The organism is Paenibacillus sp. 01T424, from assembly GCF_056398745.1.
This window is the reverse complement of record NZ_JBFTPZ010000028.1, coordinates 1-25,579: the sequence shown is the minus strand read 5'-3', so window position 1 is coordinate 25,579 and position 25,579 is coordinate 1. Positions and strand designations below refer to the sequence as shown.

At 45.3% G+C, this 25,579-nt stretch carries 26 protein-coding genes; all 26 read right to left on the bottom strand.

The window, feature by feature from the left end; all coding sequences use genetic code 11:
• Positions 1–4: 4 nt before the first annotated feature.
• Positions 5–646, bottom strand: a complete 642-nt coding sequence (locus AC1DPK_RS20685) for an NADH-quinone oxidoreductase subunit C (RefSeq protein ID WP_477511477.1) — start codon at positions 644–646, stop codon at positions 5–7.
• On the bottom strand, positions 643–1,161 hold the full coding sequence (locus AC1DPK_RS20680; protein ID WP_076266244.1) for a NuoB/complex I 20 kDa subunit family protein: 519 nt from the start codon (positions 1,159–1,161) through the stop codon (positions 643–645). The genes AC1DPK_RS20685 and AC1DPK_RS20680 overlap by 4 nt, the downstream gene beginning before the upstream one ends.
• On the bottom strand, positions 1,146–1,460 hold the full coding sequence (locus AC1DPK_RS20675) for an NADH-quinone oxidoreductase subunit A (RefSeq protein ID WP_256710814.1): 315 nt from the start codon (positions 1,458–1,460) through the stop codon (positions 1,146–1,148). Before AC1DPK_RS20675 ends, AC1DPK_RS20680 begins: the two co-directional genes overlap by 16 nt.
• Positions 1,461–1,596: 136 nt before the next feature.
• Positions 1,597–2,832 carry a GerAB/ArcD/ProY family transporter gene (locus AC1DPK_RS20670; protein WP_477511476.1) on the bottom strand — a complete coding sequence of 412 codons (1,236 nt, stop codon included), beginning with the start codon at positions 2,830–2,832 and terminating at the stop codon, positions 1,597–1,599.
• A gap of 5 nt (positions 2,833–2,837) precedes the next feature.
• Positions 2,838–3,080: a hypothetical protein gene (locus AC1DPK_RS20665; RefSeq protein ID WP_441874691.1), complete on the bottom strand. Its 243-nt coding sequence runs from the start codon at positions 3,078–3,080 to the stop codon at positions 2,838–2,840.
• Positions 3,081–3,089: 9 nt separating this feature from the next.
• Positions 3,090–4,346 carry a Ger(x)C family spore germination protein gene (locus tag AC1DPK_RS20660; protein WP_477511475.1) on the bottom strand — a complete coding sequence of 419 codons (1,257 nt, stop codon included), beginning with the start codon at positions 4,344–4,346 and terminating at the stop codon, positions 3,090–3,092.
• On the bottom strand, positions 4,343–5,956 hold the full coding sequence (locus AC1DPK_RS20655; protein ID WP_477511474.1) for a spore germination protein: 1,614 nt from the start codon (positions 5,954–5,956) through the stop codon (positions 4,343–4,345). Before AC1DPK_RS20655 ends, AC1DPK_RS20660 begins: the two co-directional genes overlap by 4 nt.
• Before the next feature lie 159 nt (positions 5,957–6,115).
• Positions 6,116–8,338: a methyl-accepting chemotaxis protein gene (locus AC1DPK_RS20650; RefSeq protein WP_477511473.1), complete on the bottom strand. Its 2,223-nt coding sequence runs from the start codon at positions 8,336–8,338 to the stop codon at positions 6,116–6,118.
• 303 nt (positions 8,339–8,641) lie between these two features.
• The gene (locus tag AC1DPK_RS20645) at positions 8,642–9,040 is read right to left on the bottom strand and encodes a F0F1 ATP synthase subunit epsilon (protein WP_076266251.1); all 399 of its coding nucleotides are present in this window, start codon (positions 9,038–9,040) and stop codon (positions 8,642–8,644) included.
• A 24-nt stretch (positions 9,041–9,064) separates the two neighbouring features.
• Positions 9,065–10,468 carry a F0F1 ATP synthase subunit beta gene (gene atpD / locus AC1DPK_RS20640; RefSeq protein WP_076266252.1) on the bottom strand — a complete coding sequence of 468 codons (1,404 nt, stop codon included), beginning with the start codon at positions 10,466–10,468 and terminating at the stop codon, positions 9,065–9,067.
• Positions 10,469–10,546: 78 nt separating this feature from the next.
• Positions 10,547–11,407: an ATP synthase F1 subunit gamma gene (atpG, locus tag AC1DPK_RS20635; protein ID WP_054025458.1), complete on the bottom strand. Its 861-nt coding sequence runs from the start codon at positions 11,405–11,407 to the stop codon at positions 10,547–10,549.
• A gap of 143 nt (positions 11,408–11,550) precedes the next feature.
• Positions 11,551–13,065: a F0F1 ATP synthase subunit alpha gene (atpA, locus tag AC1DPK_RS20630; RefSeq protein ID WP_076266254.1), complete on the bottom strand. Its 1,515-nt coding sequence runs from the start codon at positions 13,063–13,065 to the stop codon at positions 11,551–11,553.
• A 25-nt stretch (positions 13,066–13,090) separates the two neighbouring features.
• Positions 13,091–13,630 (bottom strand): F0F1 ATP synthase subunit delta, encoded by a 540-nt coding sequence (locus AC1DPK_RS20625; protein ID WP_477511472.1) that lies wholly within the window; start codon positions 13,628–13,630, stop codon positions 13,091–13,093.
• A complete protein-coding gene (atpF, locus tag AC1DPK_RS20620; protein WP_477511471.1) occupies positions 13,627–14,109 on the bottom strand; it encodes a F0F1 ATP synthase subunit B in 483 nt (160 codons plus the stop codon). The genes AC1DPK_RS20625 and atpF overlap by 4 nt, the downstream gene beginning before the upstream one ends.
• Positions 14,110–14,194: 85 nt before the next feature.
• Positions 14,195–14,410 (bottom strand): F0F1 ATP synthase subunit C, encoded by a 216-nt coding sequence (gene atpE / locus AC1DPK_RS20615; protein WP_053373757.1) that lies wholly within the window; start codon positions 14,408–14,410, stop codon positions 14,195–14,197.
• A gap of 76 nt (positions 14,411–14,486) precedes the next feature.
• Positions 14,487–15,251 carry a F0F1 ATP synthase subunit A gene (atpB, locus tag AC1DPK_RS20610; RefSeq protein ID WP_477511470.1) on the bottom strand — a complete coding sequence of 255 codons (765 nt, stop codon included), beginning with the start codon at positions 15,249–15,251 and terminating at the stop codon, positions 14,487–14,489.
• Positions 15,252–15,273: 22 nt separating this feature from the next.
• Positions 15,274–15,642, bottom strand: coding sequence for an ATP synthase subunit I (locus AC1DPK_RS20605; RefSeq protein WP_076266258.1), 369 nt, complete (start codon positions 15,640–15,642; stop codon positions 15,274–15,276).
• A complete protein-coding gene (locus tag AC1DPK_RS20600; protein WP_076266259.1) occupies positions 15,635–15,868 on the bottom strand; it encodes an AtpZ/AtpI family protein in 234 nt (77 codons plus the stop codon). Before AC1DPK_RS20600 ends, AC1DPK_RS20605 begins: the two co-directional genes overlap by 8 nt.
• Before the next feature lie 190 nt (positions 15,869–16,058).
• On the bottom strand, positions 16,059–17,207 hold the full coding sequence (gene wecB / locus AC1DPK_RS20595) for a non-hydrolyzing UDP-N-acetylglucosamine 2-epimerase (RefSeq protein WP_054025466.1): 1,149 nt from the start codon (positions 17,205–17,207) through the stop codon (positions 16,059–16,061).
• A gap of 38 nt (positions 17,208–17,245) precedes the next feature.
• On the bottom strand, positions 17,246–17,875 hold the full coding sequence (upp, locus tag AC1DPK_RS20590; RefSeq protein ID WP_076266260.1) for a uracil phosphoribosyltransferase: 630 nt from the start codon (positions 17,873–17,875) through the stop codon (positions 17,246–17,248).
• A gap of 168 nt (positions 17,876–18,043) precedes the next feature.
• Positions 18,044–19,030 carry a glycine-rich domain-containing protein gene (locus tag AC1DPK_RS20585; protein WP_477511469.1) on the bottom strand — a complete coding sequence of 329 codons (987 nt, stop codon included), beginning with the start codon at positions 19,028–19,030 and terminating at the stop codon, positions 18,044–18,046.
• A 579-nt stretch (positions 19,031–19,609) separates the two neighbouring features.
• Positions 19,610–20,572, bottom strand: a complete 963-nt coding sequence (locus tag AC1DPK_RS20580) for an ABC transporter ATP-binding protein (protein WP_076266262.1) — start codon at positions 20,570–20,572, stop codon at positions 19,610–19,612.
• Positions 20,569–21,567: an ABC transporter ATP-binding protein gene (locus tag AC1DPK_RS20575; RefSeq protein WP_339209780.1), complete on the bottom strand. Its 999-nt coding sequence runs from the start codon at positions 21,565–21,567 to the stop codon at positions 20,569–20,571. Before AC1DPK_RS20575 ends, AC1DPK_RS20580 begins: the two co-directional genes overlap by 4 nt.
• A 13-nt stretch (positions 21,568–21,580) precedes the next feature.
• Positions 21,581–22,504: an ABC transporter permease gene (locus tag AC1DPK_RS20570; RefSeq protein WP_441910167.1), complete on the bottom strand. Its 924-nt coding sequence runs from the start codon at positions 22,502–22,504 to the stop codon at positions 21,581–21,583.
• Complete coding sequence (locus tag AC1DPK_RS20565; protein WP_054025472.1) at positions 22,501–23,436, bottom strand: ABC transporter permease; 936 nt, start codon at positions 23,434–23,436, stop codon at positions 22,501–22,503. The genes AC1DPK_RS20570 and AC1DPK_RS20565 overlap by 4 nt, the downstream gene beginning before the upstream one ends.
• Before the next feature lie 134 nt (positions 23,437–23,570).
• Positions 23,571–25,253: a peptide ABC transporter substrate-binding protein gene (locus tag AC1DPK_RS20560; protein ID WP_076266266.1), complete on the bottom strand. Its 1,683-nt coding sequence runs from the start codon at positions 25,251–25,253 to the stop codon at positions 23,571–23,573.
• Between the last annotated feature and the right edge of the window lie 326 nt (positions 25,254–25,579).

The window sequence follows — 25,579 nt, the reverse complement described above, 5'->3', positions numbered from 1 at the left end:
CTGCCTACACCTCCGAATCTATCGACTCATAATCTTTGCGCAGCGGATGGCCCACCCAGTCATCAGGCATCATGATCCGCCGCATATCGGGGTGTCCAGGAAAATCAACTCCCAGTAAATCGTAAATTTCACGTTCGTTCCAATTCGCTGTTGCCCAGACTGGTGTTGCCGAATAGACGGCTGACGCTTCCCGCTCCGTCTTTATCTTAATTCCGACCTCTCTTCTGGTTCCAAGTGAGATCATATGATATACCACTTCTATGTGGGTCTCGTAATCGACACCTGACACATTACGCAAATAATTAAATTGAAGCTGCTCGTGCTCCTTAAGCATCTTTGCAGCTTCACGCCAGTGTTCATTGCGTAAGATAATCATCGGCATATCGCCATTCAGTTCATTTACATAGGCATCCTCAACCGATGCCTCTGCGACTTCCTGCTTCAGAAGCGCGACTATGGCATCAAGCTCAGGCTGCCTTGGCGAAGGCGCTTTCGGCTGCTCCGGCTCTGCTTCACTCGCTTCTGCTTCGGCCTTTGCTTTTGCTGCCGCTCTCGCTGCGCGTGCTTCCGCAGCTGCCTTCAGCTTGGCTTCCTTCTCCGGGTCTACGGGAGGCGTGTCTGCGACCGGTTTATCCTCTTCACTCATCGACTGGTCACCCGCTTCCCAGTCTTCGCTTCATAGCGAATTTTCTCCTGCAGTTTATTGATGCCATAGATCAGCGCGGCCGGATTAGGCGGACAGCCCGGAATATACACATCAACAGGCACGATCTGATCAACGCCTTTGATGACTGAATAGGACTTAATATAAGGTCCGCCAGCCGTTGCGCAGGATCCCATTGCGATAACCCACTTCGGCTCTGGCATTTGATCATAAAGCCTGCGTAAAAGGGGACCCATCTTCTTCGTCACTGTACCGGCCACAATCATCACATCAGACTGTCGCGGCGAGGTTCGGAACATCACTCCAAAACGATCCAGATCATAATGCGATGCGCCCGTTCCCATCATTTCAATCGCACAGCAAGCAAGGCCGAATGTGAGCGGCCATAACGAGTTGCTTCTTGCCCAAGCCTTCAATTGCTCCAAGGTACCCATAAATACGTTGCGTTCCAGCTCTTTGCGTTCCTCTAACGAAATTGATTCTAAACTGAATTCCATTTCAGCACCTTCTTTTTCCAGGCATATAGAAGACCAATAAGCAGCATTCCCGCAAAAATCAACATTTCGACTAGCACAAATAAGCCGAGCTTATTATATGCGACGGCCCAAGGATATAAGAAAACGGTTTCTACATCAAAGATGACAAACATTAGTGCAAACAAGTAATAGCGGATGTTAAAACGGACCTGTCCCTCACCTACCGGCTCATTTCCGCTTTCATAGGTGGTTTGTTTGAGCTCACTTGGCTTATTCGGCCTTAGCAGTCTTCCTACTGTTAATGCAACGACGGGAAGCATAATGCCAAGCACGATAAAAATAGCCACGACGACATAATTATTGGAGTAGTGTTCCACACGATCGCCTCCGTAAATTTGAGTAGGTAGCCGCTTGGTCAATTTTCCTCACAATTATAACAAATGCTTCCACTGCCGTCTATGATGGAGTTGTGCCCAAGGCAGGTTCCTTGTTCGTTATATCGGAATTCCCTTCTGCTGCTTCATTCCCTTTTTGCCTGCGGCTGCTGGACTTCTGCTCATCTTGAAACCGACCGTCGCTCGTATCTTTTTTTCCCCTAATAACAGCAACCACGAGCAGCAATAATGGTACAACACAACCATGCAGCAAGCTGTAAACCGTCCATACTCCTATGCCAAATTCATGCGCATGAGCCGCATTTCGATATACCATGAGCGAGATAGGCACAATGACAAAAGCATAAGGAATGACCAATGGACGATAGGTAGAAAGCTTAAGCATTTGAGCCGTTAAGACCGTCAGTACATAAACGCAAAGCGCAAGCTTCATAAAGACCGTCCCGATCCAAACCATCGCAACTAATATTTCAACACGCACCAATATCTCTTCGATATTAATATTTTTAGCCATATCATAGACCGCAAACGGACTTCTGCTCGCTTCTTGCACACCCATTACAGCAACCAGAAAAATCGTTATCAGCGTGCTTACAAAAGCAATGGCAAAAACAGAGAGCTTCAGTTTTTTTCTTAATTTTTTACGATCCTCCTGACGCACAAGCGGGAAAATCGTCGTTATAAACACGAATTCCGCAATAGGAAACCCGAGAATCGGATAGATCCCCTTAATCGGCCTTATCCAGCCGTCGTACAAGAAAGGCTCAAAGTTTTGAAAATTAAATTGATTGAACAAAGCAAGGAGAACAATACCAATAACTAAGGCCGCCCATCCAAATAAAATCTCACCCGTTCTCGAAATCGTCTCAATGCCTAAAAGAACGCCATATACAACAACAATCATAAAGGTGAGGTTAATGAACCACTCTGGTGTCTCTGGCAATACGGATAAATTCAAAAAATCGGATATATTGCGCAGTACCAATGCGCTTWACAACAAAAAATAAAAAATATATAGTAAAGTTACTACCTTACCGAGCCAAACCCCCAGCAGTTTTTCTGAGTATTGCGCCAAAGTCAACTTCGGAAAACGATCAGCAAGCGCTAGATAAATGAGCAGTATGAAATAATTAAACGGTCCTGCGAGCACCATTGAAATCCATCCATCCTGCTTGGCAATCGACGTCACCATTGTTGGCAATATGAGCGCTGCACTTCCTAGTGCAAATAAAAACAATATTTTGGCGCATTGCCCCGATGTAATCTCGGCATTGTTAATTCCCGCAAATTTGCTCAACTATGTTATGCCCCCTTTTCAATCCACTTTAATATAGGTTTATATACAGGTGAGAATATAGCTGTAATCCAATCTGCCGGATTGGGTATCGGTAGATGCATATGCTTTGCTGCCATAATTCCAACCCCAATGATTAAGATGACCAAAGCCCAGCCACCTTCACGCTGACGATTATTTTTGCTATTCCTTCTCCATATTGCCGTTCCAACCATAACGGAAGATAAGAGGAGGACAATGAGAGCCATCATGCTAATCACTCACTTCGATATAGATTCGCCTCGTACACCTGAGCCTGTTATTTGAGTCGTACAGATGACTTCGCTTTTCACTTGAGGGAAAATATCTTCCCAGTCCGCTTCGATTTTCCTCCAAATATTAGGTTCTTGAAAATAAACCTCTTTTCCCCACCCTAATACATCCGTGTGGAATTTCTTCTGTACGCTATTGATCGTGCCCGCTACCTCTTCCTCAATCGCTTTATCTGTCATTTTGCCGACCTTGATCAGTACACTTTCCTCCGTGATGTTGACGCCGTGGCACATGATTTCTTGAATTCCACCCACTACACTAATATGGACCTGTATAATTGGATGACCATCCGGATCTTGTTTAACCTTATACACGGTCGCCGTATCCTGCACCTCAACAATGAGCTCCCCTTCTGACTCCGGGCATCCAAGCTTTACGACAGTGCTCTCCACTTTATTTTGAAGCCAAGATAGACCTCTTGAATCCTTGGACTTCAAATAACCAACAAGCTTGCCATCGCGAAAAACAGCCATAGTCGACAGCACTGGAATCGCTTTTGCAGGAATGCTGTTTAAATTGTCATTTGAATGTCCCACCTCCTCATTTCCCTCTATCAGAATAGAAGGCAATACAGCTTGCTGCTTCCCTCTTCCCAATAGTCTCGTTAAATCTTTGACTAATACGACATAACTCGACGCATACGCAGACTGATTGACTTCAACTATTTCCCGAAGCTGATTAACAGGAATAGATTCGGTTTGCGTCGTTAATCGAAGCAAATTCTCCGCTCTCATGCCTCGTGTAATAAGCACTGAAATATCAGTGCGTATATCTGGATTTCTCTCAATTAAATCAACTAAGGGATAGATGCCTTTTCTAGCCATACTTTCACTGACGATCAGCATTTGTGTGTGGGAGAAAAAAAGCCGTCTAGATGTTTTAGTCGACATTTTTCGAATCGCCTCAAACAATGTATCCCCTTTTTCCGTAAACGTCGTCACTGCAGTGCCGCCAATGGCCCCTTTGGTTTCCGCTGCAACGTTTTGGGGCAATACGACCTGTACCGTCAACTGTAGCTTGTTTTTTCCTGTTGGGTCATCGTCAACTCCTATGGCGTATACGACGCCAAGCTTGTCCAAATAACGTAAATCCCAACAGCCGTTTAATAGCGCCAGCATACATACTGTCCATACAAGAATGAGCTTCCGTCCTATTTTCCTGAATGAAAATATCCGTTTCCTTGCATTGACGCTGCCATCGCTCATTGCTGCGGCTCCTTCCTATGCTCCGTTTCAATGTCTTGTCTAAGTCTATTACTCGAAGCAAGCTTCTCTGGCCGTTCCCGCATCATCCAAAGTGGCGCCCTAACCAGCGTATCCTTCATATCCTTTAAATACATCGGGGCGAATGGTTTGATATAGGGCATGCCAAACGATCTTAAATTGCTCAAATGCAGCAGAAGCAGCAGCACAACTAATCCAATTCCATAAAATCCGAGTGTCGACGCTGCTAGAAGCAGCAGAAAGCGCAGCAGCCTAGCTGCAATTCCAAGACTATAGTTAGGAGATACGAAGCTGGCAATCGCTGTGAAGGAAACGACGATAACGACGGCTGGCGAGACGATTCCTGCCTCTACGACCGACTGTCCGATAACAAGACCTCCAACGATCGATATCGTGTTACCCGCAGCACTAGGCATTCGTACAACGGCTTCCCGTAATATTTCAAATACAAATTCCATAATAAAAGCTTCCAAATAGGCGGGAAAAGGTACGCCCTCCCGCTGTGCCGCAAGCTTTAGCAGCAGCTGAGTCGGTATCATTTCCTGATGATATCCAACGATTGCGACATAAATCGACGGCATAAGCAGCGCAATTAAAAAGGATACAAAACGAAGCAGCCGCAGAAAAGTCGCGATATCAAACCGCTGATAATAATCTTCTGAAGCCTGAAAAAACATATTTAAAATCGTGGGTACGATCAGAACAAATGGCGTCCCATCAACAAAAATCGCTATTCGGCCTTCAAGCAAATTGCCTGCTACAGCATCCGGCCGCTCTACACTCATAATGGTAGGAAACGGCGACCACTTCTGATCCGTAATTAATTCCTCGATATAACCGGATTCAAGTATGCCGTCAATTTGTATTTCTTCCAGACGTTCTCTTAAATCCGTAAGCACATTCTCATCCGCCAAATCTTTGACATACATGATACATACAGGGGTTTGTGAAATTTCTCCGATCGTCCATTGCTCCATCCACAGCTTCGGGCTTCGTATCTTCCTTCGAATCAGCGATGTATTTGTTCTAATCGACTCCGTAAACCCTTCTCTAGGACCACGTATGGCCATCTCGGTTTTCGGTTCTTCTACACTTCTTCTTGCTCCACCTACTACATTGGTTCCTATTGCCTGAGTTGCACCCTCTATCATGATGACGCAATAGCCCATAAACAATTTTTGAAACAATAGCTTCCAATCGCATATATCATTAATAATACCGGTTGAGAGCAAATTGTTTTTCATAAATGCAAGCAACTCAGCAGGCTCTAAATTAGCCTCCTCCGGGTATTTGCCTCCATGCATCGGTTGAATGACAAAATGGTCAAGGCGTTCATCGTCAACCATCCCTTGTACATAAACAATTAGCGCCTTCGTGTGGCCTCTATCCGTTAACGTCAGCTCACGATAAATAATATCCTGACTCTCACCCAGCTCACGCTTCATGGTCTCCATATTTTGCTCCAGAGAAGTGAAAAGGGCCTTCTCCGCAAAAGGCTGAAGCTGCTCCTTTTCATGCATCTCTGCTTTGGTTATACGCTTATCAGCGTTTTTGCCAGCGCTGCCATTGCCCTGCTTATAGGTTCGGAACATTTACCCATCTCCTTTCTGTTGCACAATCGGATTGATGCTTAGGATAACTCTTCCATGGCATAATTATGTATTGAGTCTTAGTTGATTAAAGAATGCATCGCATAAAAAAAAGAGCCGCAGCTCCGTTTACACGGTCTTCTGCAACCCTATCTCGTTCACTTATCTTATTCGTGATTCTGTCAGCTTAAACTGGCCAACAAGCTGTTGAAGCAGCGTCGTTATAGACTCCACACTCTGAGACGTTTGTCTCACATTCGTCATTTCGCCTATGAGCTCTTGCACTTTACTCTCTACATCGGAAGAAATCTTCCGATTTTCTCTACTTACCAGCGCGATTTTCTCCATTAGCTGCACGACCTCATCAACGACCTGCGTCTTGCGATGATCCTCGGCATGTGCGGAAGCAAGCGTACTAGCAGCGGCTGCTACAAGCTGATTGCCCTCCTCAACAACGCGAGTACCTTCATCCATAGAAGCGTACGCTTGTTTCGCTTCATCATAAATGTGACGAGTAATTTCATGCACTTCCTCGGTCGACTTTTTGGTCATATCGGCAAGCTTGCGAATTTCCGACGCTACAACGGCAAAACCTCTGCCTTGCTCACCAACCCTTGCTGCCTCGATCGATGCATTAAGCGCTAATAAATTCGTTTGTGCCGATATTTCTTCAATGACATGCAAGACTCCTTGTATTTCTTGCACCGTATCCATAAATTTATGGATTGTTCCGTTGGTTTCGCCTACCTTGGCAGAAATGTGGAGCATCTTGTCTCCGATGCGATCAACCTCTGCTTTGGCTACCTCAATCTGCCCAGCTGCCTGCTCTTCGATCTGTTTCAGCGTTGCCTGCATATCGCCTGCAGCATCCTTCGCCATATCAATATCCTTCAATTGCAATCTAATGCTTCCAATCATATCAGATACTTTTCCGCTGACTCGCTCCGTTGAAGCTGAAGTGACAGCCGCTGATTCGTTTAGGACAAACTGGCTGGATAGAACATCAGAGGAGGCAAGCTTAACCTGCAGCATAATGCCTTCCAAGGAATCTATCATATTATTAATCCATTTTGCTAATTCTTTCGATTCATCATTATCAAAACGATTAAGCTGCAAGCGCTGCGTCAGATCGCCCTTTCCTTCTGCATTTATGCGAATAAAACGATTAATTTGGCGCAGATGCGATACGACACGCTTCGATTCCCTATTTTGAAAGGCAAAACTGAATAACAATCCAAATACAAGATTGAATAAACCTGCCGCTGTTGCAGTCACCCAGATTGGAGCATGAACGGCAATAAATAACATAAGCAATGCCGACAAAATACTAACACTCGTAATCGATATAAGTTGCAGCTTGCGTTGTCTCCAGCCTATACTGCGAATGCGGTATACTTCCTCCAAGTCTCCCTCGCACATCATCCCCCATTTGTCCGGACAATGCGGCAGCTGAAAGGTCACTCCCTTACCAATAACCGATATATGCCTATAATCTGAATAACCTGGATATTCAACGAATAGATTGCTGTCGCTTGCAATGGTATTCGCTACCCCAGGATGAAGCTGTCCAGTTGCCGGATCATTAAAGACAATTTCAAGCTCTGTATGCTCTTTGATCGAAACTTTGCCCCAATCAGTTGTTACGCCATCCTTGAGATTTTCACCATGTGTGAATGTTCGATCCTCGAACCTGCTTCGAGATAAAGCCGTCCCTGGCGCTATATGAGTATTCAAGCCTGCCTTCGCCATAAAGATATAATTATCACCCGAATCCGGATAGACGTGGCCCGATTCTCGCTGAATTAAATCTCCTAGTACATCATTCGGCACACGGGCGCATAACGTCCCTGCAAAGCTGCCATTTACCGTAATTGGAAGCATAAATAATAGAGTCATTTTGTCATGAAAAGAGGAAGAACGCGCTCCTAGCTTTAAGGTGAGAGAATCACTATAAGGCCCAAACAAGCATCGACGAGGGTTGCTCAACTGCTTAGTGTAGCTCAGTCCAAGCTGCAAGCTGCTATCTTCTTGATAGATTGTCCCAATATGCGGACTATGTGTGGAGCTGATAACGGTTTGCTTTACATCGAGTAAAAACAGCTCGGTTATATCGATCGCTCGAGCATATGTTCTTTCAAATAATCGTTCTATTTGCGACTGTTCAGTAGAAGTAGAAAAATCTTTGTTTTGAGCGAGGAGTTCCGTCAGTTGGCCACCCAATTGATCGATGTAATTCCAATACTCCATTGCCCATGCAGTTAGCAATTCCTTACGTGTCTCCGCAATCCCCTCAAAGCTTTGCTCGACATCTGTTTTCATATCTTTATTCAATTGCCATGAAACCCAGAGCGGAAACCCTACTTTCATACCTAGCCAGTCAAACATATGATTCTCCCCCCGCTATTTTCATTGTCTATGATGTTAACTATATTAACATATATTAGGGAGAATTATATACAAATAATTAGTTTTTTTGTCGAAAATACGCATATTTCAGAATACATAACACCGAATAGGGGGTGAAACACGAATATTCGAATCAACCTGACATTGAAAACTACCATTCAAATTCACTTTCATTATGAGATGTTACATATGAGCTGCTGCCTTCACACTCAACCTCTCACTCCTATAAAAAAAGCACCGCCAGCGCCTTAAAGGCGCTGACAGTACTTTGGTGGTTGTTGCTTATTTGTGTTTAATATGCAGACGATTCATCGCACGCTGCAAAGCAAGCTCTGCACGGCGGAAATCAACTTGGTCTTGCTTCGCAGCAAGACGCTGCTGAGCACGCTGTTTAGCGGCTTCTGCACGTTCAACGTTAATATCAGTTGCAAGCTCAGCGCTCTCAGCAAGGATAACGATCTTATCCTTGCGTACTTCGATGAAGCCTCCATTAACTGCTACTACATCTACTTGATTACCGCGTTTGATAACGACAGGTGCAATACGAAGCGGTGTGACAAGTGGAATGTGATTTGGCAATATGCCAAGCTCACCTTCCACGCCTGTTACACTAACCATATTAGCAGTCTCTGCGTATACTTTACGCTCAGGTGTTACAATCTCTACTAAAAAAGAACTCATGTGGATTCCTCCCGCCTTTCGCTATTAAAGCGTTTTGGCTTTCTCCACGGCTTCTTCAATCACACCAACATATCGGAAAGCTTCTTCCGGAAGGTCGTCATGTTTGCCCTCGAGAATTTCTTTAAAGCTGCGAACCGATTCTTTTACAGGTACATATTTACCTTTAGTTCCTGTGAACGGCTCAGCAACGTGGAACGGTTGAGAAAGGAATAGTTGAATTTTACGTGCGCGAGACACGGTCAATTTATCTTCTTCACTTAGCTCATCCATACCAAGGATTGCGATAATATCTTGAAGCTCTTTGTAGCGCTGAAGAATTTTCTTAACGCCTTGAGCTACGTTATAGTGTTCTGCACCCAAAACAGATGGGCTTAGGATACGTGAAGATGACGCGAGTGGATCAACCGCTGGGAAGATACCCATCTCGGAAATTTTACGCTCCAAGTTCGTTGTAGCATCCAAGTGGGCAAATGTCGTTGCTGGAGCTGGATCCGTATAGTCATCAGCAGGTACATAGATCGCTTGGATCGAAGTAACCGAACCTTTTTTCGTAGACGTAATACGCTCTTGCAATTGACCCATTTCAGTTGCCAATGTTGGCTGGTAACCTACCGCGGAAGGCATACGGCCTAGAAGGGCCGAAACCTCGGAGCCTGCTTGTGTGAAACGGAAGATGTTATCGACGAACAATAGTACGTCTTTTCCTTCTTCGTCACGGAAATACTCAGCCATTGTCAGACCAGTCAAAGCAACGCGTTGACGTGCGCCTGGCGGCTCATTCATTTGTCCGAATACCATCGCTGTTTTGCTTAGTACGCCGGAATCTTTCATCTCGTGGTAAAGGTCATTACCTTCACGAGTACGCTCACCAACACCCGCGAATACGGAGATACCGCCGTGCTCTTGTGCGATGTTGTTGATAAGCTCTTGAATCGTAACCGTTTTACCTACGCCCGCGCCGCCGAAGAGGCCGATTTTACCGCCTTTTGCGTATGGAGCGAGAAGATCGATTACTTTAATTCCTGTTTCAAGAATTTCCGCTTGCGTGGACAATTCGTCGAAAGCAGGTGCTGCGCGGTGAATCGGAAGGTTAACTACCGATGAAGCATCGCCAGCTTCGTCAATCGGTTGGCCTAGCACGTTAAATACGCGACCAAGCGTAGAAGCACCAACCGGAATAGTAATAGGTGCGCCTGTATCTACGGCAATCATACCGCGTACAAGACCGTCTGTCGTACTCATAGCTACGGCACGTACCTTATTGTCACCGAGGTGAACGGCTACTTCAAGCGTCAAGTTAATATCAATGCCGCCTGCTTCGCCCTTTTGCTCGATTTTGACAGCGTTCAAAATTTCCGGCAAATTGCCGCGTTCGAACTCTAAGTCTACGACCGGACCCATGACGGATACAACATGTCCTTTTTTCATGGTTTTCCCTCCTGGTTCCTTCTTGTAACTGCACGCCGGTCAGCTTATCGCAAGCGCCTGGCCCTTGCAGTGTATATATTAAGATTGAGCATTTGCCCCAGCAACGATCTCAGAAATTTCTTGTGTAATCGCTGCTTGACGCGCCCTATTGTAAGTGAGCGTCAATTGGTTGATGATTTTCGTCGCGTTTTTCGTGGCGCTTCCCATGGCAGTCATACGTGCCCCGAACTCACTTGCTTTTCCGTCTAGAACTGCGCTGTAAATGAGCGTTTCCGCATATTTAGGCAGCAGCACTTCAAGCACGCCCTCCGGTGATGGCTCGTATTCATACGATGTGACAGCCGTGTTCCCGCCTACTTCTGCAAGAGGCAGCAAACGTACGTCTGTCGGCACTTGAGTAATCGCATTAACGAATTCGTTATAGTACAAGTACAACTCATCATAAGCGCCTTCTGAGAACATATTAACGGCTGAATAAGCAACCGATTTAATGTCTGCGAATGTAGGAGCATCCGGCAAGCCGATAACTTCCTCAACGATTGTCATATTGCGGCGGCGGAAATAGTCGCGACCTTTCCGTCCGATAACGAACAATACATATTCATCCGTCGACTTATGATTCTCTCGAATCGTTTGTGTTACTTTACGAAGAATATTCGCATTGTAGCCGCCCGCTAGTCCACGGTCCGATGTAATAACGAGATAACCCGTTTTTTTCACTGGACGCTTCTCTAGCATCGGATGCTTCACATCTTTAGTGCCAGCTGCGATGCTTGCTACAACTTCCTTCAGCTTCTCAGCATATGGGCGTGATGCTTGCGCTGCTTCTTGTGCCTTTCTTAGGCGGGAAGCGGCAACCATCTCCATTGCTTTCGTAATCTGCTTCGTATTTTGTTTACTCTTGATTTCGCGTTTAATATCGCGCATACCTTTTGCCATTTGGTTTCACCCGCCTTTGTTGCTTTGGACCTGCTCCAAAGCCTGGTGTTGGTGGAGAAAGTTATCTAGGCCCGAACATAAAGAACGGGCTTCGATTTATATTGGATTATAAGAAGGTATAAGTTTCACCCGTATATGCTTAATTATGCCGATACAGAGAAGCTTTTCTTAAATTTATTGATAGCTTCAACGAGAGCTTTCTCGTTGTCAGCAACAAGATCCTTAGTATCGCGGATCGATTGGCCAATTTCAGGGCTGTTCGAATCGAGGTACGCGTGGAACTCTTCCTCAAAGCGAAGGATATCGCCAACTGGAATCTCATCCAAATGACCTTTAACAGCAGAGAAGATTGAGATAACTTGCTTCTCAACAGGCATCGGCTTGTTAACGTCTTGTTTAAGAATTTCCATCGTGCGCGCACCGCGGTTAAGGCGAGCTAGCGTCGATTTGTCAAGGTCGGAACCGAACTGCGAGAACGCTTGAAGCTCACGGTAAGCCGCAAGATCCAGACGAAGCGTACCAGCAACCTTTTTCATTGCTTTGATTTGAGCGGAACCACCTACACGGGATACAGAGATACCAACGTTAACCGCTGGACGCTGACCGGAGTAGAACAGATCTGCTTCTAGGAAGATTTGACCGTCTGTAATCGAGATAACATTCGTAGGAATGTATGCCGATACGTCTGATGCTTGTGTCTCAATGAATGGCAATGCCGTCATTGAGCCGCCGCCTCTAGCGTCGCTTAGTTTAGCCGCACGCTCTAGCAAACGGGAGTGAAGGTAGAATACATCACCTGGGTATGCTTCACGACCCGGTGGACGACGAAGCAATAGGGAAAGCTCACGGTAAGCAGCAGCTTGTTTCGATAGATCATCGTAGATAACAAGAACGTGCTCGCCTTTATACATGAAGTACTCACCCATTGTACAACCAGCATAAGGAGCTAGGAAGAGCAATGGAGCCGGCTCAGATGCACCAGCAGTTACTACGATCGTGTATTCAAGAGCACCGTGGCGACGAAGTGTTTCCACTACGTTTGCAACAGTGGATTGCTTTTGACCAACAGCTACATAAATACATTTTACGCCGTTGCCTTTTTGGTTGATGATTGCATCGATTGCAATGGATGTTTTACCCGTTTGACGGTCACCGATGATAAGCTCACGTTGTCCGCGGCCTACTGGTACCATTGCGTCGATAGCTTTCATACCTGTTTGCATAGGCTCATGAACCGATTTACGGTCAATTACGCCTGGTGCTGGAGATTCAATCGCACGGAATTGAGTCGTGTTGATTGGACCTTTACCATCTAGTGGCTGTCCAAGTGGATTTACTACGCGGCCAAGAAGCTCTTCGCCGACAGGTACTTCCATGATACGGCCTGTACGTTTAACTTGATCGCCTTCGCGAATATCCGTGTATGGTCCAAGGATAACGACACCGACGTTGCTTTCTTCGAGGTTCAAAGCCATACCGACTACACCGTTTGAGAATTCGAGCAATTCACCCTGCATCGCATTTTCCAAACCGTGTACGCGGGCGATACCGTCACCGACATTGATTACGGTGCCGACGTCTACGACTTGAATTTCGGATTTAAAATTTTCGATCTGTTGTTTAATCAGCGTGCTGATTTCATCAGGTCTGATACTCAATTCGTTCACCCCTATCTACAGTGCATTAGATTTTAAACGATTTTTGTAAACGTTCCAACTTGCCGGACAAGCTTCCATCATAAAGACGGTCGCCGATGCGTACTTGTACGCCACCTAGCAATGAAGGTTCTACTATTTGCTCAGCAATAATAGCTTTGCCAGTCAATTGTCCGAACTGCGCCGCTACGTTAGCAAGCTCAGCATCAGACAAAGCTTGTGCGGAATAAACCGTAGCGTGTGCTTGACCGAGCGAATCTCCCGCAACCTTCGTATATGCTGCATAAACCTCAGCAATAATATCTTGGCGTCTGCGAGTAATAAGAATCTGTACGGTGTTGAATACCAGTGCAGATACACGATCGCCGAATGCTGCTTTTAGAACGGCAATCTTTTGTTCTGGAGCAATACTTGGAACAGACAGGAACTTTTCAATGTCAGCGTCCTGCTCAAGAGCTTGCACGATCTGCTTAAGCTGCTCCTGAACCTCTGAAACAACCTTTTGCTGCTGTGCAACCTCGAACAGTGCTTTAGCGTAGCGCTTCGCTACGACTGCATCGCGGCTCATTTATTTCCAACTTCTTTCAAATATTGACCAACAAGCTGTTCTTGTGATTTCTCATCCACTTGCTTCTCAATAATTTTCGATGCGATTTTTACGGAAATGCCGCCAACTTCAGTACGAAGCGCTGCAATTGCTTTGTTTTTCTCGCTTTCGATATCTTTGAGAGCATCGTCTTTCAGACGGGATGCTTCTGTTTTTGCTGTTTGAACGATCTCGTCTGCTTGCTTCGAGCTCGTTGTTCTGGATTGTTCAATAATTTCGTAAGCTTCTTTGCGAGCTTGTTGGAGTGCAGCCTTCTGCTCTTCCATTTGCTGCTCAGCTGCTTTACGACTGTTCTCAGCTGTATTCATTTGTTCAAGCACAAGCTCTCTGCGCTTCTCCATTACTTCGAATAATGGTCCAAATGCGTACTTACTGAGTAACCAGTACAAAACACCAAATGCAACCATTGCGATTACTGTTGATTCCCAATGCCATGACATAGATGCCGCTCCTTTCTCACCACAATATTGTCTTAATCATAACGAAGGCGAAGAGGGCTAAGGCCTTCCCCGCCAATTTCAGTTATTAAGCTTGGAAGAAAGCCAAGAAGCCGATAACTACGCCGATGATAGGCACAACTTCGACGATACCTACACCGATGAACATTGTTGTTTGCAATTTACCTTGAAGTTCAGGCTGACGAGCGATACCTTCAACTGTTTTACTAACGATCATACCGTTACCTACACCCGCGCCAACTGCACCCAAACCTACTGCCAAAGCTGCTGCTAATAATTCCATTTTTAAAATCCTCCTCGAAAATTGTTGTTTTTTTGTATAACCAACCTCAATGTTGAATTAAGGCATAAAGCGAAAATTAATGTGCTTCCTCTTCATCGTGAATGGCAGCTTGTGAAATATATACCATCGTGAGAATCGTGAACAAGAAAGCCTGTATACCGCCTACAAAAAGACTGAAGCCCTGCCATGCAACCAGGAACGGCGTACCAATCCAGCCCATCATCAGAATTGTTGCAATTAGTACTTCACCCGCGAAGATGTTAGCGAACAACCGAAGCGCAAGTGTTACTGGCTTAGCGATTGTCTCAATAAGGTTAACTGGGAAAAATACTGGGTAAGGATGGAAATAATGTTTCAAGTAGTGCTTTCTATTCTGTTTCAGACCAAGGAAATGGACGATTACGAATACGATAAGCGCTAACCCTGCCGTTACTGAAATATCAGCAGTTGGCGATTTCCACCAAGCAAGTTCAATATGACCATGCTTCTCATCCAATAATTCCTGCGTAACACCGATACTTTCATTAACAGTACTAGTTTCGGTTACGATACCGAAAGGCAAACCGAGCAGGTTGGAGATGAAAATGAACATAATCAGCGTCATTCCTAAAGAAATGAACGGTCTGACTCGTTTTGCAGGCATTGTGCTTGAAATAAAGTTTTGAACGAAATCAACGACCCATTCCAAAAAGTTCTGCATCTTCGAAGGGTTGTCCACCGAAAGGTTGCGAACAGCCAGCTTAGCGATCAAGAACGTCACAATGACTGAAACCACAAGTGCTACCAAGGTCGAAATGTCAATATTAAACGGCCCCAGTGGCATCACCGGAAATTCATGCATCTAAAATTTTCACCCCTTTCCGCTAAGATTGTCGTTTATTGTGAATATATGCTGCTACCAAAAGAATAAACGGCATGACCATACAGCCAGCTAACGCGGCCGGCATGCTGAGATCCTCCGGAAAACGATAGGCGATCATGGCAACCAACAACACTGTTGCGATGCGGTTTCCTAGACCAAGACCTCTCTTGCGTGGTCCAACCCCCGCTGCTCCTAGGGTGACCATTTCTACTCTGCGTCTTAGTAAAAACGCATTCATGGAACTTGCTGCCAATCCCACAAGAAGACCGAGAGACACCGTACGCCAGTCCGGCAAGAAAGCCCATACAATTAGGCATACCGCCATTGCATAAATAAGCGTACGTAATGCTGTCTTCATTATTTTATCCATCGGCGTCCTCCATAACCTTCTTAACAAGCAGAATGGCTGAGAGTAGTCCGACAGCCAGACCGACCAGTATGCCACCGAGCGTCCATCCCTTCGCGTCCCCAAAACGGTTCCCGAGAGAAGAGCCGATCCAATAGCCTAAAAAGATACATACAGCGACTTGCAATCCGAGTGCGCCGACTAGTCCGGCTGCGAGCAGTGGATTGTCCCTTCTGTCCTTTTTATTCATGGTTCATACCCCTGTCAATCCTCATTTATTTTATCCAAGCCACAACACGTTTGTCAATTGAAATCACTGCAAACTTTTGGTGAATTGATCGACCAAAACCCTTGATACATAAGGTGTTGTGCGTCCCGGAAACCGTACAGTACTACTGTATGCTGTACATTCGCCTCTCAGCTCATCACTCCTGTGTAATCTATGAACGTTCTGTGAACGAAACAGGACGATCCTTTAGTCTGCCAAAATGATGCAAGATCGCATCTACAATACGCTCGGAAGCGGTGCCATCCCCATAAGGGTTAGCAGCTTGACTCATGCGAGAATACAGCTGAGAATCGGTTAGCAGTGCATGAGCTCTGCTGTACACCAGCTCCTCATTTGTACCTACCAACTCTAGCGTTCCTGCTTCGATGCCCTCTGGACGCTCTGTCGTATCGCGAAGCACAAGAGTCGGCACGCCAAACGATGGAGCCTCTTCTTGCAAACCGCCGGAATCCGTCATAATCATAAAAGCATGTGGATAGAAGTTATGGAACTCGAACACATCCAGCGGATCAATCAAGCGAATACGTGGATGATCGCCCAAAATTTCATTCGCAGGCTCTCTGACCGCAGGATTCGGGTGGACTGCATACACGACTACCACATCTTCGTGCTCGTCGGCGATTCGTTTCACCGCTCTGAAAATATTGCGATGCGGTTCTCCTAACGCTTCACGACGATGTGCTGTCATGAGAATCATCCGTTTCCCTTTAGCCCAGTCGATGACCGGATGCGAGAAAGACTCATCTACCGTATATTGGAATACATCAGTCGCGGTGTTCCCAGTCACATAAATGGCAGCATCCGACTTGTTCTCTTTGCGTAAATTGTTCGCCGACCATTCTGTCGGAGCAAAATGCACATCTGAGAGCACGCCGGCAAGCTGCCGATTCATTTCTTCCGGATACGGAGAAAGCTTATTCCAAGTACGAAGCCCCGCCTCAACGTGGCCAACTTTTATTTGCTTAAGAAACGCTGCATAACTTGCTAGAAACGTTGTCTGTGTATCGCCATGTACTAGCACGATATCAGGCTTCGCTTGCGTTAGAACAGGATCAAGCCCTTCTAGCACGCGAACAGTCGTCTCCGTTAACGTTTGACGATCCTTCATCACATTCAAATCGTAATTTGGATGAATTTCAAAAAAATCGAGTACCTGATCAAGCATCTGGCGATGCTGCGCAGTTACACAAACGATCGATTCGATTTCATCCTCTCGCTTCTGGAGCTCGAGTACGAGCGGCGCCATCTTGACTGCCTCCGGACGTGTTCCAAAAATAGTCATTACCTTCAGTTTAGACAAAAGATTCCACTCCTATTATCATTTCATACGACACTGTGCTAATTTGTTCCGAACATGCGGTCTCCAGCATCGCCTAGACCAGGGATGATGTAGCCTCTTTCATCCAGACGCTCATCGAGTGCGGCGATATAAATATCGACATCAGGATGCGCTTCTTGAACAGCCTTCACACCCTCCGGAGCAGCAATAAGACACATTAATTTAATTTGATCGCAATTATGATTTTTCAGTGAATTGATCGCTGCGATAGCAGAGCCGCCCGTAGCAAGCATCGGATCGATAACAATAAGCAGACGATTCGGTGCATCTGTAGGCAAATTAATGTAATACTCTTTAGGCTGGAGCGTTTCATGATCTCTCGCTAGACCGATATGCCCTACCTTTGCCGATGGAATCAGCTTCAATATACCGTCAACCATCCCAAGACCAGCGCGCAAAATAGGCACAAGCCCAAGCATTCTTCCGGATACAACCTTCGAATCCGTCTCGGCTACAGGCGTCTGCACCTTAATCGTATCAAGCGGTATTTCTCTCGTAATTTCGTAAGACATCAATGTTGCAACTTCATCAACCAATTCCCGAAAATCTTTTGTATTCGTTTCTTTATTCCGAATAAAAGTCAGCTTATGCTGAATTAACGGATGGTCGCAAATAATTACTTTGCTCATGGAGCCGTATTCCTCCCGTTTGTTGTTGTTATTGTATAGTAGTCTTCACACAATCCCGTATATTATAGCATTGTAAACAAGCCCTTGCATCTTGAGTTTTATGTTTTCGCAAATAAAGGCCAGTGATTCCAAAATTAGGAGTCACAGGCCGCTGTAAGTATATTCCTTTTAACTGCTGCAGCCTCCGCCGCCGCAGGATGATCCGCCGCCGTCTCCACCGCTTCCATTCGCTTTACGTTCCTCTTCATTTTGAGCTTGATCCATCTGCTGGGCAAAATCATTCGGGTGCGATATAGAATTGTAAATGAGAAGACCTGATAATAGGCCGGTTGCTCCTAAAACAGGATCATACCCATAGCTGCTCGCGGAGCTAGGCTCTTTCCCGTAAGGCGCTTTGCCCTTTCCAGCAGCCAAAAGCTGAGATTTGGCCCTATCTATCATATAGTTAGCTGTCGCTTTCAAATCAGAGTGTCTCTCTGTCGTACTCACGTTAAACCATTGCTTGCGCAGCTCTTCTGTACTCCAGCCAGCAAGCTCCTCCAGCCGTTGCTCCGACATTTGCGTTCGGTAAAAGGCTCCCCATATTCTGCCGCTAACCGGAGCCTGCCCAAACAGCTCGCCATAAGCCCAGTCGAACATCGCTCTTTCTCCCGGGAGCGGCTGCGCACCTGGCGCATGAGGTGCATGATGAATCATTGCGCCGGAGAATTTCATGCAAAACTGTTCATACTCCCTCGTGAACATAAGCATTTCATGCCATACCGCATCAACCTGCTTGCTATACATAGGAACACTGCGCATGATGCCGCACATAAGAAAATATCGCTTCAGCTCAAACCAGGTCCAATTCCATTCTTTATCTGATATTTTTGGGAATTCCTTTAATACCCTGTCCTTCACTCGGCTCTCAAAATCGATACCTAGCGCGGACTCCAAGCGTTCCGCCGCGGTTCTCGCAGGGTGCCCGTACGGCACGCCAAGTGCAGTCGGCAGCTCGGCATTTGGCCAAGGTGTAAACGCATTGGTACGGCCAGCATATTCTCGGCCTCTGCCGCCTGATTGTTCGATAAATTTTGAGGTTCTCGAAATTGCAAATACGACGATGATAATCAGTACTATCACAAATATAATTGGAATAATCACTAAACTCCCCATCTCTTCCTCCCACGTCGGTTCGTCTTACCCATATATTAACACATCTCCTAATCGCACGGGTCATCGCTGTTTCCCTACAGAATAAAAAAAACCGCCAAGCGGTTATGAACATTTGCATGGTAAACAAGAGAATAATGAAGGTCACACATAAAATCGAGGCTCTCTTCTGAATAGAAGCCTTTAAACAGCGCTGTACTGCCCTGTATGCCTGCTTTATGATACGGGAGAGTTTCCCTCTGTTAACCCCGCAATGTCCAGTACAACCGCTCTACGATCCTGCTCCTTGCACTTACACACGGCGAAGCCGCTCTCCTCAAGCTTATATAGTGAGCCTTGAAGTCATCATGTAAACTTCTATCCACAATCAGTATAAAAATAATAAATTAATTATTGAAAAAACGTTTAAACGATAAACTATCCACATTTTTGGCATGAGTTATCCACAATTGTCCACATGTTATCAACATTTTTGTGCACAATCTACTAAAAACAAAAAAAGATGAAGCAGGAATCATCCTTGCTCCATCTTTTTTCAAAAACTTATTCACAACTAGCTTTATGCAAGATAATTGATAATGATTAAACTGACGCATAGTGACAAGCAGCAAAATGCCCTTTTCTCACTTCAAGCAGAGCTGGCTCATCCACCTTGCATTTGTTTGTCGCAATCGGACAACGCGTATGGAACTGGCAGCCTGTAGGCGGATTGATTGGGCTAGGCAAATCGCCAGTCAATACAATACGCTCACGAGTCGCTTCAATCTCCGGGTCTGGAATTGGAATAGCCGAAAGCAGAGCCCTTGTATAAGGGTGAGCAGGGCTCGCATACAACTCGCTGCTCTCTGCAAGCTCAACGATTTTACCAAGATACATAACGGCTACACGATCGCTTATATGCTTAACCATGGACAAATCATGCGCGATAAACAAGTAAGTTAAACCCATCTTGCGCTGTAGATCCATCATCAAGTTAACAACTTGCGCTTGGATAGATACGTCGAGCGCTGAGATCGGCTCATCTGCAATGATGAAGCGCGGATCAACGGCAAGCGCGCGCGCAATACCAATACGCTGTCTTTGACCGCCAGAGAATTCATGCGGATACCTTGTAGCGTGGTCTGGATTAAGACCTACGACATCAAGCAGGTTCTCTACTCTGTGCTTGCGTTCTTTCTTGCTTGCAACAAGCTTGTGAATATCAAGCGCTTCTCCGATGATGTCCATAACCGTCATACGCGGGTTTAATGATGCGTAAGGATCTTGGAATATCATTTGCATATCACGGCGAAGCTCTTTTAGCTTAGGACCCTTCAGCTTATAGATATCTTGCCCGTCGAAGTTAACACCGCCGCTAGTTGGTTCATACAGCCGCATAATAGTACGACCAGCTGTTGATTTTCCGCAGCCGGACTCACCAACTACGCCGACCGTTTCTCCTTTTTTGATGGAGAAAGATATATCATTAACAGCGTGGAGCGTCGCTCCTCCGCCTAAATTAAACGATTTACGCAAATTATTAATTTCAATTAATGGCGCACTCATACTGACACCTCCCGATTTGCATAAGGATGTGCTAGCCAGCATGCCGACTCATGATTCTCATTGCCGTCCACTGGGAGCAATTCAGGATCATTGTCCACGCAAACCCGCATGGCTTCATCACAGCGAGCACAGAAGCTGCAGCCAGTCGGCGGCTTAATCAAATCCGGCGGCATACCGTAAATCGGTACCAACGGCTCTTCCTTCTTCTGGTCAAGACGAGGAAGGGAGCGCAGCAAGCCTCTTGTATAAGGATGCTTAGGGTTTTTGAAAATCTCCCATTTCGTACCGGTTTCCACAACCTTGCCTGCATACATAACGATAACGCGATCACACATATCTGCTACAACGCCTAAATCATGCGTAATAAGAATAATAGAAGTGCCAAGCTTTTGCTGCAAGTCCTTCATGACTCGCATAATTTGCGCTTGAATTGTAACGTCTAGCGCCGTTGTTGGCTCATCCGCAATAAGAAGCGATGGATTGCATGCAAGCGCGATAGCAATCATCGCCCGTTGACGCATACCCCCAGAGAACTGATGCGGATATTGATTAACTCGTGAAGCAGGGTTCGGAATACCTACAAGATCAAGCATCTCAATCGCGCGTGCAGTCGCTTTTGCACCGCTTATTCCTTGATGCTTGATTAGTCCCTCTGTAATTTGACGGCCAATCGTTAGCGTAGGGTTAAGAGAGGTCATTGGATCCTGAAAGATCATCCCCATCTCTTTACCACGAATGTCCTCCATTTGATTATTGGACATTTTCAAAATTTCTTGGCCTTTAAACATAATCGATCCTTTAGTATCGGCCGGAGGCGATGGAATCAAACGCATGAGCGATTGTGCAGTTACACTTTTGCCGCAACCGGACTCCCCAACGATGGCTACTGCCTCGCCTTTATTGACGTGAAAATTCACACCGCGAACCGCTTTAACGATACCGCCTCGAACTTTGAAATTAACACGAAGGTCTTTTACTTCAAGTAATTTCTCCATCATTGACCACCTCCTACTTCTTCATTTTCGGATCAAGCGCATCTCTCAGACCATCGCCAAAAATATTAAAGCAAAGCATCGTAATGCTTATAACTGCTGCTGGGAAAATCATTCTCCACGGATACAGTGTCCATGCTTTAATTGCATCATTTATCATCGTACCCAAAGACGCAGCCGGGGATTGAACACCTAGTCCCAAGAAGCTGAGGAATGCCTCTGCGAAGATCGCACTTGGAACAGTAAGCGTCAACGTTACGATAATCGGACCCATTGCGTTTGGAATAAGATGTCTGAATAGAATACGTGGAGTGCTTGCGCCGAGCGCTTGAGCTGCCATAACGTATTCTTGATTTTTGAGCTGCATGATCTGGCCGCGCACAATCCAAGCCATACTGATCCAACCGGTTATACTAAGCGCAAGCACGATCGTGAACATACTTGGCTCTAATATGACAATCAAAAGAATGATAATAAGCATGCTTGGAATGGAGTATAGAATTTCACAAAAACGGTTCAGTATCTCATCGACACGTCCGCCGAAATAGCCCATAATCCCGCCGATAATAACTCCGAGTACCAAGTCAGCTAATGCAGCATATATACCAACCTGCAGAGATATTCCAGCACCCATCCAAGTACGGGTGAATAGATCCCGTCCGAGATCATCTGTACCAAACCAGTAGGTAGCGTTAGGGCCCAGATTTTTTTCTTTCAAGTGATTCGTTTGAAAATCCTGCTCCGATATCATCGGGCCAAAAATCGCCGTAAGGGAGACGATAAGCAAAACTATTAAGCTGAACATGGCTATTTTGTTGGAACGCAAACGCAGCCAAGCATCTTTCCATGCTGAGATACTCTCACGAACAACTACTTCCGTGTGCTTCTCATCTTTGTTCAGCTTTGCGAATTGATCCGGCGTAAAGGTCTTATCCTTCATCCTTTTCCGCCTCCTCTTGTTAGCTTGATACGCGGATCGACAAAGCCATAAGCAACGTCAGTCAAGAACCGCGCAACCATCAGGATAATTCCATAAAATAAAGTAAGCCCCATTATGAGCGTATAGTCGCGGTTAGTAATACTTTGTACAAAATATTTCCCAATTCCACCTATACCAAAAATTTGTTCGACAACGACAGAACCGGTAATAATGTTAGCGGTCATCGGTCCGATATAAGTTACTACTGGCAAAATAGCATTGCGTAGAGCATGACGAACCAAGATAATGCGGCCGCTGAGACCTTTAGCACGAGCGGTCTTAATATAATCAGCGGATAGTACTTCTAGCATTGTTGAGCGCGTCAGACGCGCGATAAATGCAGCCGGAAGAAACGAAAGCGCAAGAACAGGCATAATAAAATCTGTAGGATCGTTAAGTCCCGATACATTGAGCCAACGCAGCTTGCTGCCTAGGACGAACTGTAAAATCGATGCTGCCAAAAAGTTGGGGATCGATACCCCAAGCACTGCAATAACAATCGTAAAGCTATCCAAAAATTTACGATGATTAAGAGCCGCAATGATGCCCAGAATCAAACCTAATGCTAGCGACACAATAACGGCAAAAAGGCCGATTTGCGCAGAGTAAATAAAGCTTTCTTTAATAATACGAGTAACGGACATATATTGCTGCTTCATTGACATCCCTAAGTCGCCATGAAGCAAATTGTTCAAATACATCAAGTATTGTTTCCATACCGGCTGATCAAGGCCGTACATTTGCAAGAGGTGCTCCCTTATTTTCTCGGGAATAGCCTTCTCCCTAATGAAGGGATCGCCCGGGATAATTTTCATAAGAAAGAACGTAGCGGACGCAAGAACAAACAACGAGACAAACATGGACAGAAACTTCTTGGATACATATTTTATCAACGCAATGGACACCTCCTTACAGAATATAAACAAGAAGTAATGCTAAAAAGTGATAAAGCCTGAATCTGTCAACAAGAAAGGGATATATGCGGACACCCCGCATATATCCCTAGCTTCAGGTGCTGGAAGGACGACTATTTCGCTTCGTAGAAACCTCTTGTGTAGTCGATGTCCCCTTTGTAGTCCAAGAAGATGTTCTTGAATCCAGGTTTAAGCATGTAAACGTTGCTGTAGTAGTAAATTGGCATGATCGGCATGTATTCCATAAGAATTTTTTCTGCCTCAGTCATAGCCGCAATACGTTCAGCTTGATCTCCACTTGCATTCGCTTTTTTGATCAAAGCGTCGTATTCAGGTGAAGCAAAACCTGTATTATTTTGACCGCCGCCAGTTACGAACATATCCAAGTAAGTCATTGGATCGTTGTAGTCAGCTCCCCAACCTGCGCGAGCGATTTGATAGTTCATTGCAGTACGGTTTTTCAATAGAACAGCAAACTCTTGGTTCTCGATACCAACTTCGATACCAAGGTTTTGACGCCACATTTCAACGATTGCTTCAGCAATTTTCTTGTGGCCGTCGCTTGTGTTGAACGTCAATGTTACTTTAGGGAACTTAGCAAGCTTAAGCTCAGCTAGACCTTCAGCAAGCAATGTTTTTGCTTCGTCAACATTTTCAGTAAAGAAATCATCCTTCACTTCGTTACGGTAATCTTCTTTCAAACCGATGATGCCTGGTGGTACAAAACCAAACGAAGGAACTTCGCCGGCCATTGTTACGCTCTCAACGATTGCTTGACGATCAATCGCCATTGCAAGTGCTTTACGTACTTTTACGTTGTTGAAAGGAACTTCTTCTGTGTTGAATTGGTAGTAGTACGAGCTTGCGATACCTTTAGTAACGATCTCGTCTTTTTTAGATTCTTTTAGAACCGGAATTTGCTCAGCTGGGATTTCACCAGTTGGTTTACCAGTGTAATCAAGTTTGCCTGTCTCGTAGTTAGCAAGTTCAGTTGCAGATTCAGCGATCATTGTGAAGTCAACGCCTGCAAATTTCACTTGTGCTTTATCGTAGTAGTTTTCGTTAGGAACAAGCTTAATGGAAGTATTGTGCTGCCATTCGCTCATTTTGAAAGGACCGTTACCGATGATTGTTTTAGCATCAGCAGCCCAAGCCTCGTTGTCCTTCACAGAAGGATGAACAGGGTTGTAAACATAGAATGATGTAAGGCTCAAGAAGTATGGTGTAGGTGAAACGAGTTTAACTTCAAGCGTTTGAGCATCAAGAGCTTTGATACCCACAGCGTCTGTGTTTGTCGTTTTGCCTTCGTTATAATCTTGTGCGCCAACGATGTAGTAGAATTGGTACGCGTAAGTTGAACCTACAGCTGGATCAAGCGCGCGCTTCCAAGAGAATTCGTAGTCATTTGCAGTAACAGGGTCGCCGTTACTCCATTTTGCGTCTTTGCGGATTTTAAATGTGTAGGTTTTGCCGTCTTCTGATTTTACCCAGCTTTCAGCTGTTGCAGGAATGGATTCACCATTCTCGTTTTTACGAGTAAGTCCCTCGTAGATACCAGTTGCAAGTGTACCTGATACGTTGTCTTCCATAAGTGCCGGGTCAAGTGTCGAAGGCTCAGAGTGAATGTTCATTCTGAAAACTTTCGCTTCGGATGCTCCTCCATTTGTAGCGCCGTTTGTTGCGCCGTTCGTAGCACCGTTGTTGCCTGTTTCTTCTTTAGGCGTACAACCAACAGCGACAATAGCAAGAATGAGTAAAGCAGCAATAAATGATAAAGCAGACTTTCTTGTTCTCATTGTAATCCTCCCGTTTTTTTTCTGCTCAGTTCAACAAGGCAAAATCGTCCAACTTACTCGCTTTGTACACAAACGTTTGCATCTTCTTCTAGCTTGTCCAATGCAAATATACGTATCCTCTTGAGCAATGCTAAACATTTTCCCCATTTAAACAATGAGTTTAAATATAATAATAAATTTCACTATACAACCATGTTAATTATTTATCAAGAATATGTAAGCTGTAAATTTTTGTTTATAATTACTTTTATACACTGTTCTTTAACACACTAACGCGTTTATTCAATTAATTATTCTGTTGCGTTAATGCTGTACAGCGTTTATTC

Coding starts and splice junctions, on each gene's coding strand:
- AC1DPK_RS20685 (WP_477511477.1), bottom strand. CDS start 646: ATGAGTGAAGAGGATAAACCGGTCGCAGACACGCCTCCCGTAGACCCG.
- AC1DPK_RS20680 (WP_076266244.1), bottom strand. CDS start 1,161: ATGGAATTCAGTTTAGAATCAATTTCGTTAGAGGAACGCAAAGAGCTG.
- AC1DPK_RS20675 (WP_256710814.1), bottom strand. CDS start 1,460: ATGCTTCCCGTCGTTGCATTAACAGTAGGAAGACTGCTAAGGCCGAAT.
- AC1DPK_RS20665 (WP_441874691.1), bottom strand. CDS start 3,080: ATGATGGCTCTCATTGTCCTCCTCTTATCTTCCGTTATGGTTGGAACG.
- AC1DPK_RS20660 (WP_477511475.1), bottom strand. CDS start 4,346: ATGAGCGATGGCAGCGTCAATGCAAGGAAACGGATATTTTCATTCAGG.
- AC1DPK_RS20655 (WP_477511474.1), bottom strand. CDS start 5,956: ATGTTCCGAACCTATAAGCAGGGCAATGGCAGCGCTGGCAAAAACGCT.
- AC1DPK_RS20650 (WP_477511473.1), bottom strand. CDS start 8,338: ATGTTTGACTGGCTAGGTATGAAAGTAGGGTTTCCGCTCTGGGTTTCA.
- AC1DPK_RS20645 (WP_076266251.1), bottom strand. CDS start 9,040: ATGAGTTCTTTTTTAGTAGAGATTGTAACACCTGAGCGTAAAGTATAC.
- atpD (WP_076266252.1), bottom strand. CDS start 10,468: ATGAAAAAAGGACATGTTGTATCCGTCATGGGTCCGGTCGTAGACTTA.
- atpG (WP_054025458.1), bottom strand. CDS start 11,407: ATGGCAAAAGGTATGCGCGATATTAAACGCGAAATCAAGAGTAAACAA.
- AC1DPK_RS20625 (WP_477511472.1), bottom strand. CDS start 13,630: ATGAGCCGCGATGCAGTCGTAGCGAAGCGCTACGCTAAAGCACTGTTC.
- atpF (WP_477511471.1), bottom strand. CDS start 14,109: ATGTCATGGCATTGGGAATCAACAGTAATCGCAATGGTTGCATTTGGT.
- atpE (WP_053373757.1), bottom strand. CDS start 14,410: ATGGAATTATTAGCAGCAGCTTTGGCAGTAGGTTTGGGTGCAGTTGGC.
- atpB (WP_477511470.1), bottom strand. CDS start 15,251: ATGCATGAATTTCCGGTGATGCCACTGGGGCCGTTTAATATTGACATT.
- AC1DPK_RS20605 (WP_076266258.1), bottom strand. CDS start 15,642: ATGGATAAAATAATGAAGACAGCATTACGTACGCTTATTTATGCAATG.
- AC1DPK_RS20600 (WP_076266259.1), bottom strand. CDS start 15,868: ATGAATAAAAAGGACAGAAGGGACAATCCACTGCTCGCAGCCGGACTA.
- upp (WP_076266260.1), bottom strand. CDS start 17,875: ATGAGCAAAGTAATTATTTGCGACCATCCGTTAATTCAGCATAAGCTG.
- AC1DPK_RS20585 (WP_477511469.1), bottom strand. CDS start 19,030: ATGGGGAGTTTAGTGATTATTCCAATTATATTTGTGATAGTACTGATT.
- AC1DPK_RS20580 (WP_076266262.1), bottom strand. CDS start 20,572: ATGAGTGCGCCATTAATTGAAATTAATAATTTGCGTAAATCGTTTAAT.
- AC1DPK_RS20575 (WP_339209780.1), bottom strand. CDS start 21,567: ATGGAGAAATTACTTGAAGTAAAAGACCTTCGTGTTAATTTCAAAGTT.
- AC1DPK_RS20570 (WP_441910167.1), bottom strand. CDS start 22,504: ATGAAGGATAAGACCTTTACGCCGGATCAATTCGCAAAGCTGAACAAA.
- AC1DPK_RS20560 (WP_076266266.1), bottom strand. CDS start 25,253: ATGAGAACAAGAAAGTCTGCTTTATCATTTATTGCTGCTTTACTCATT.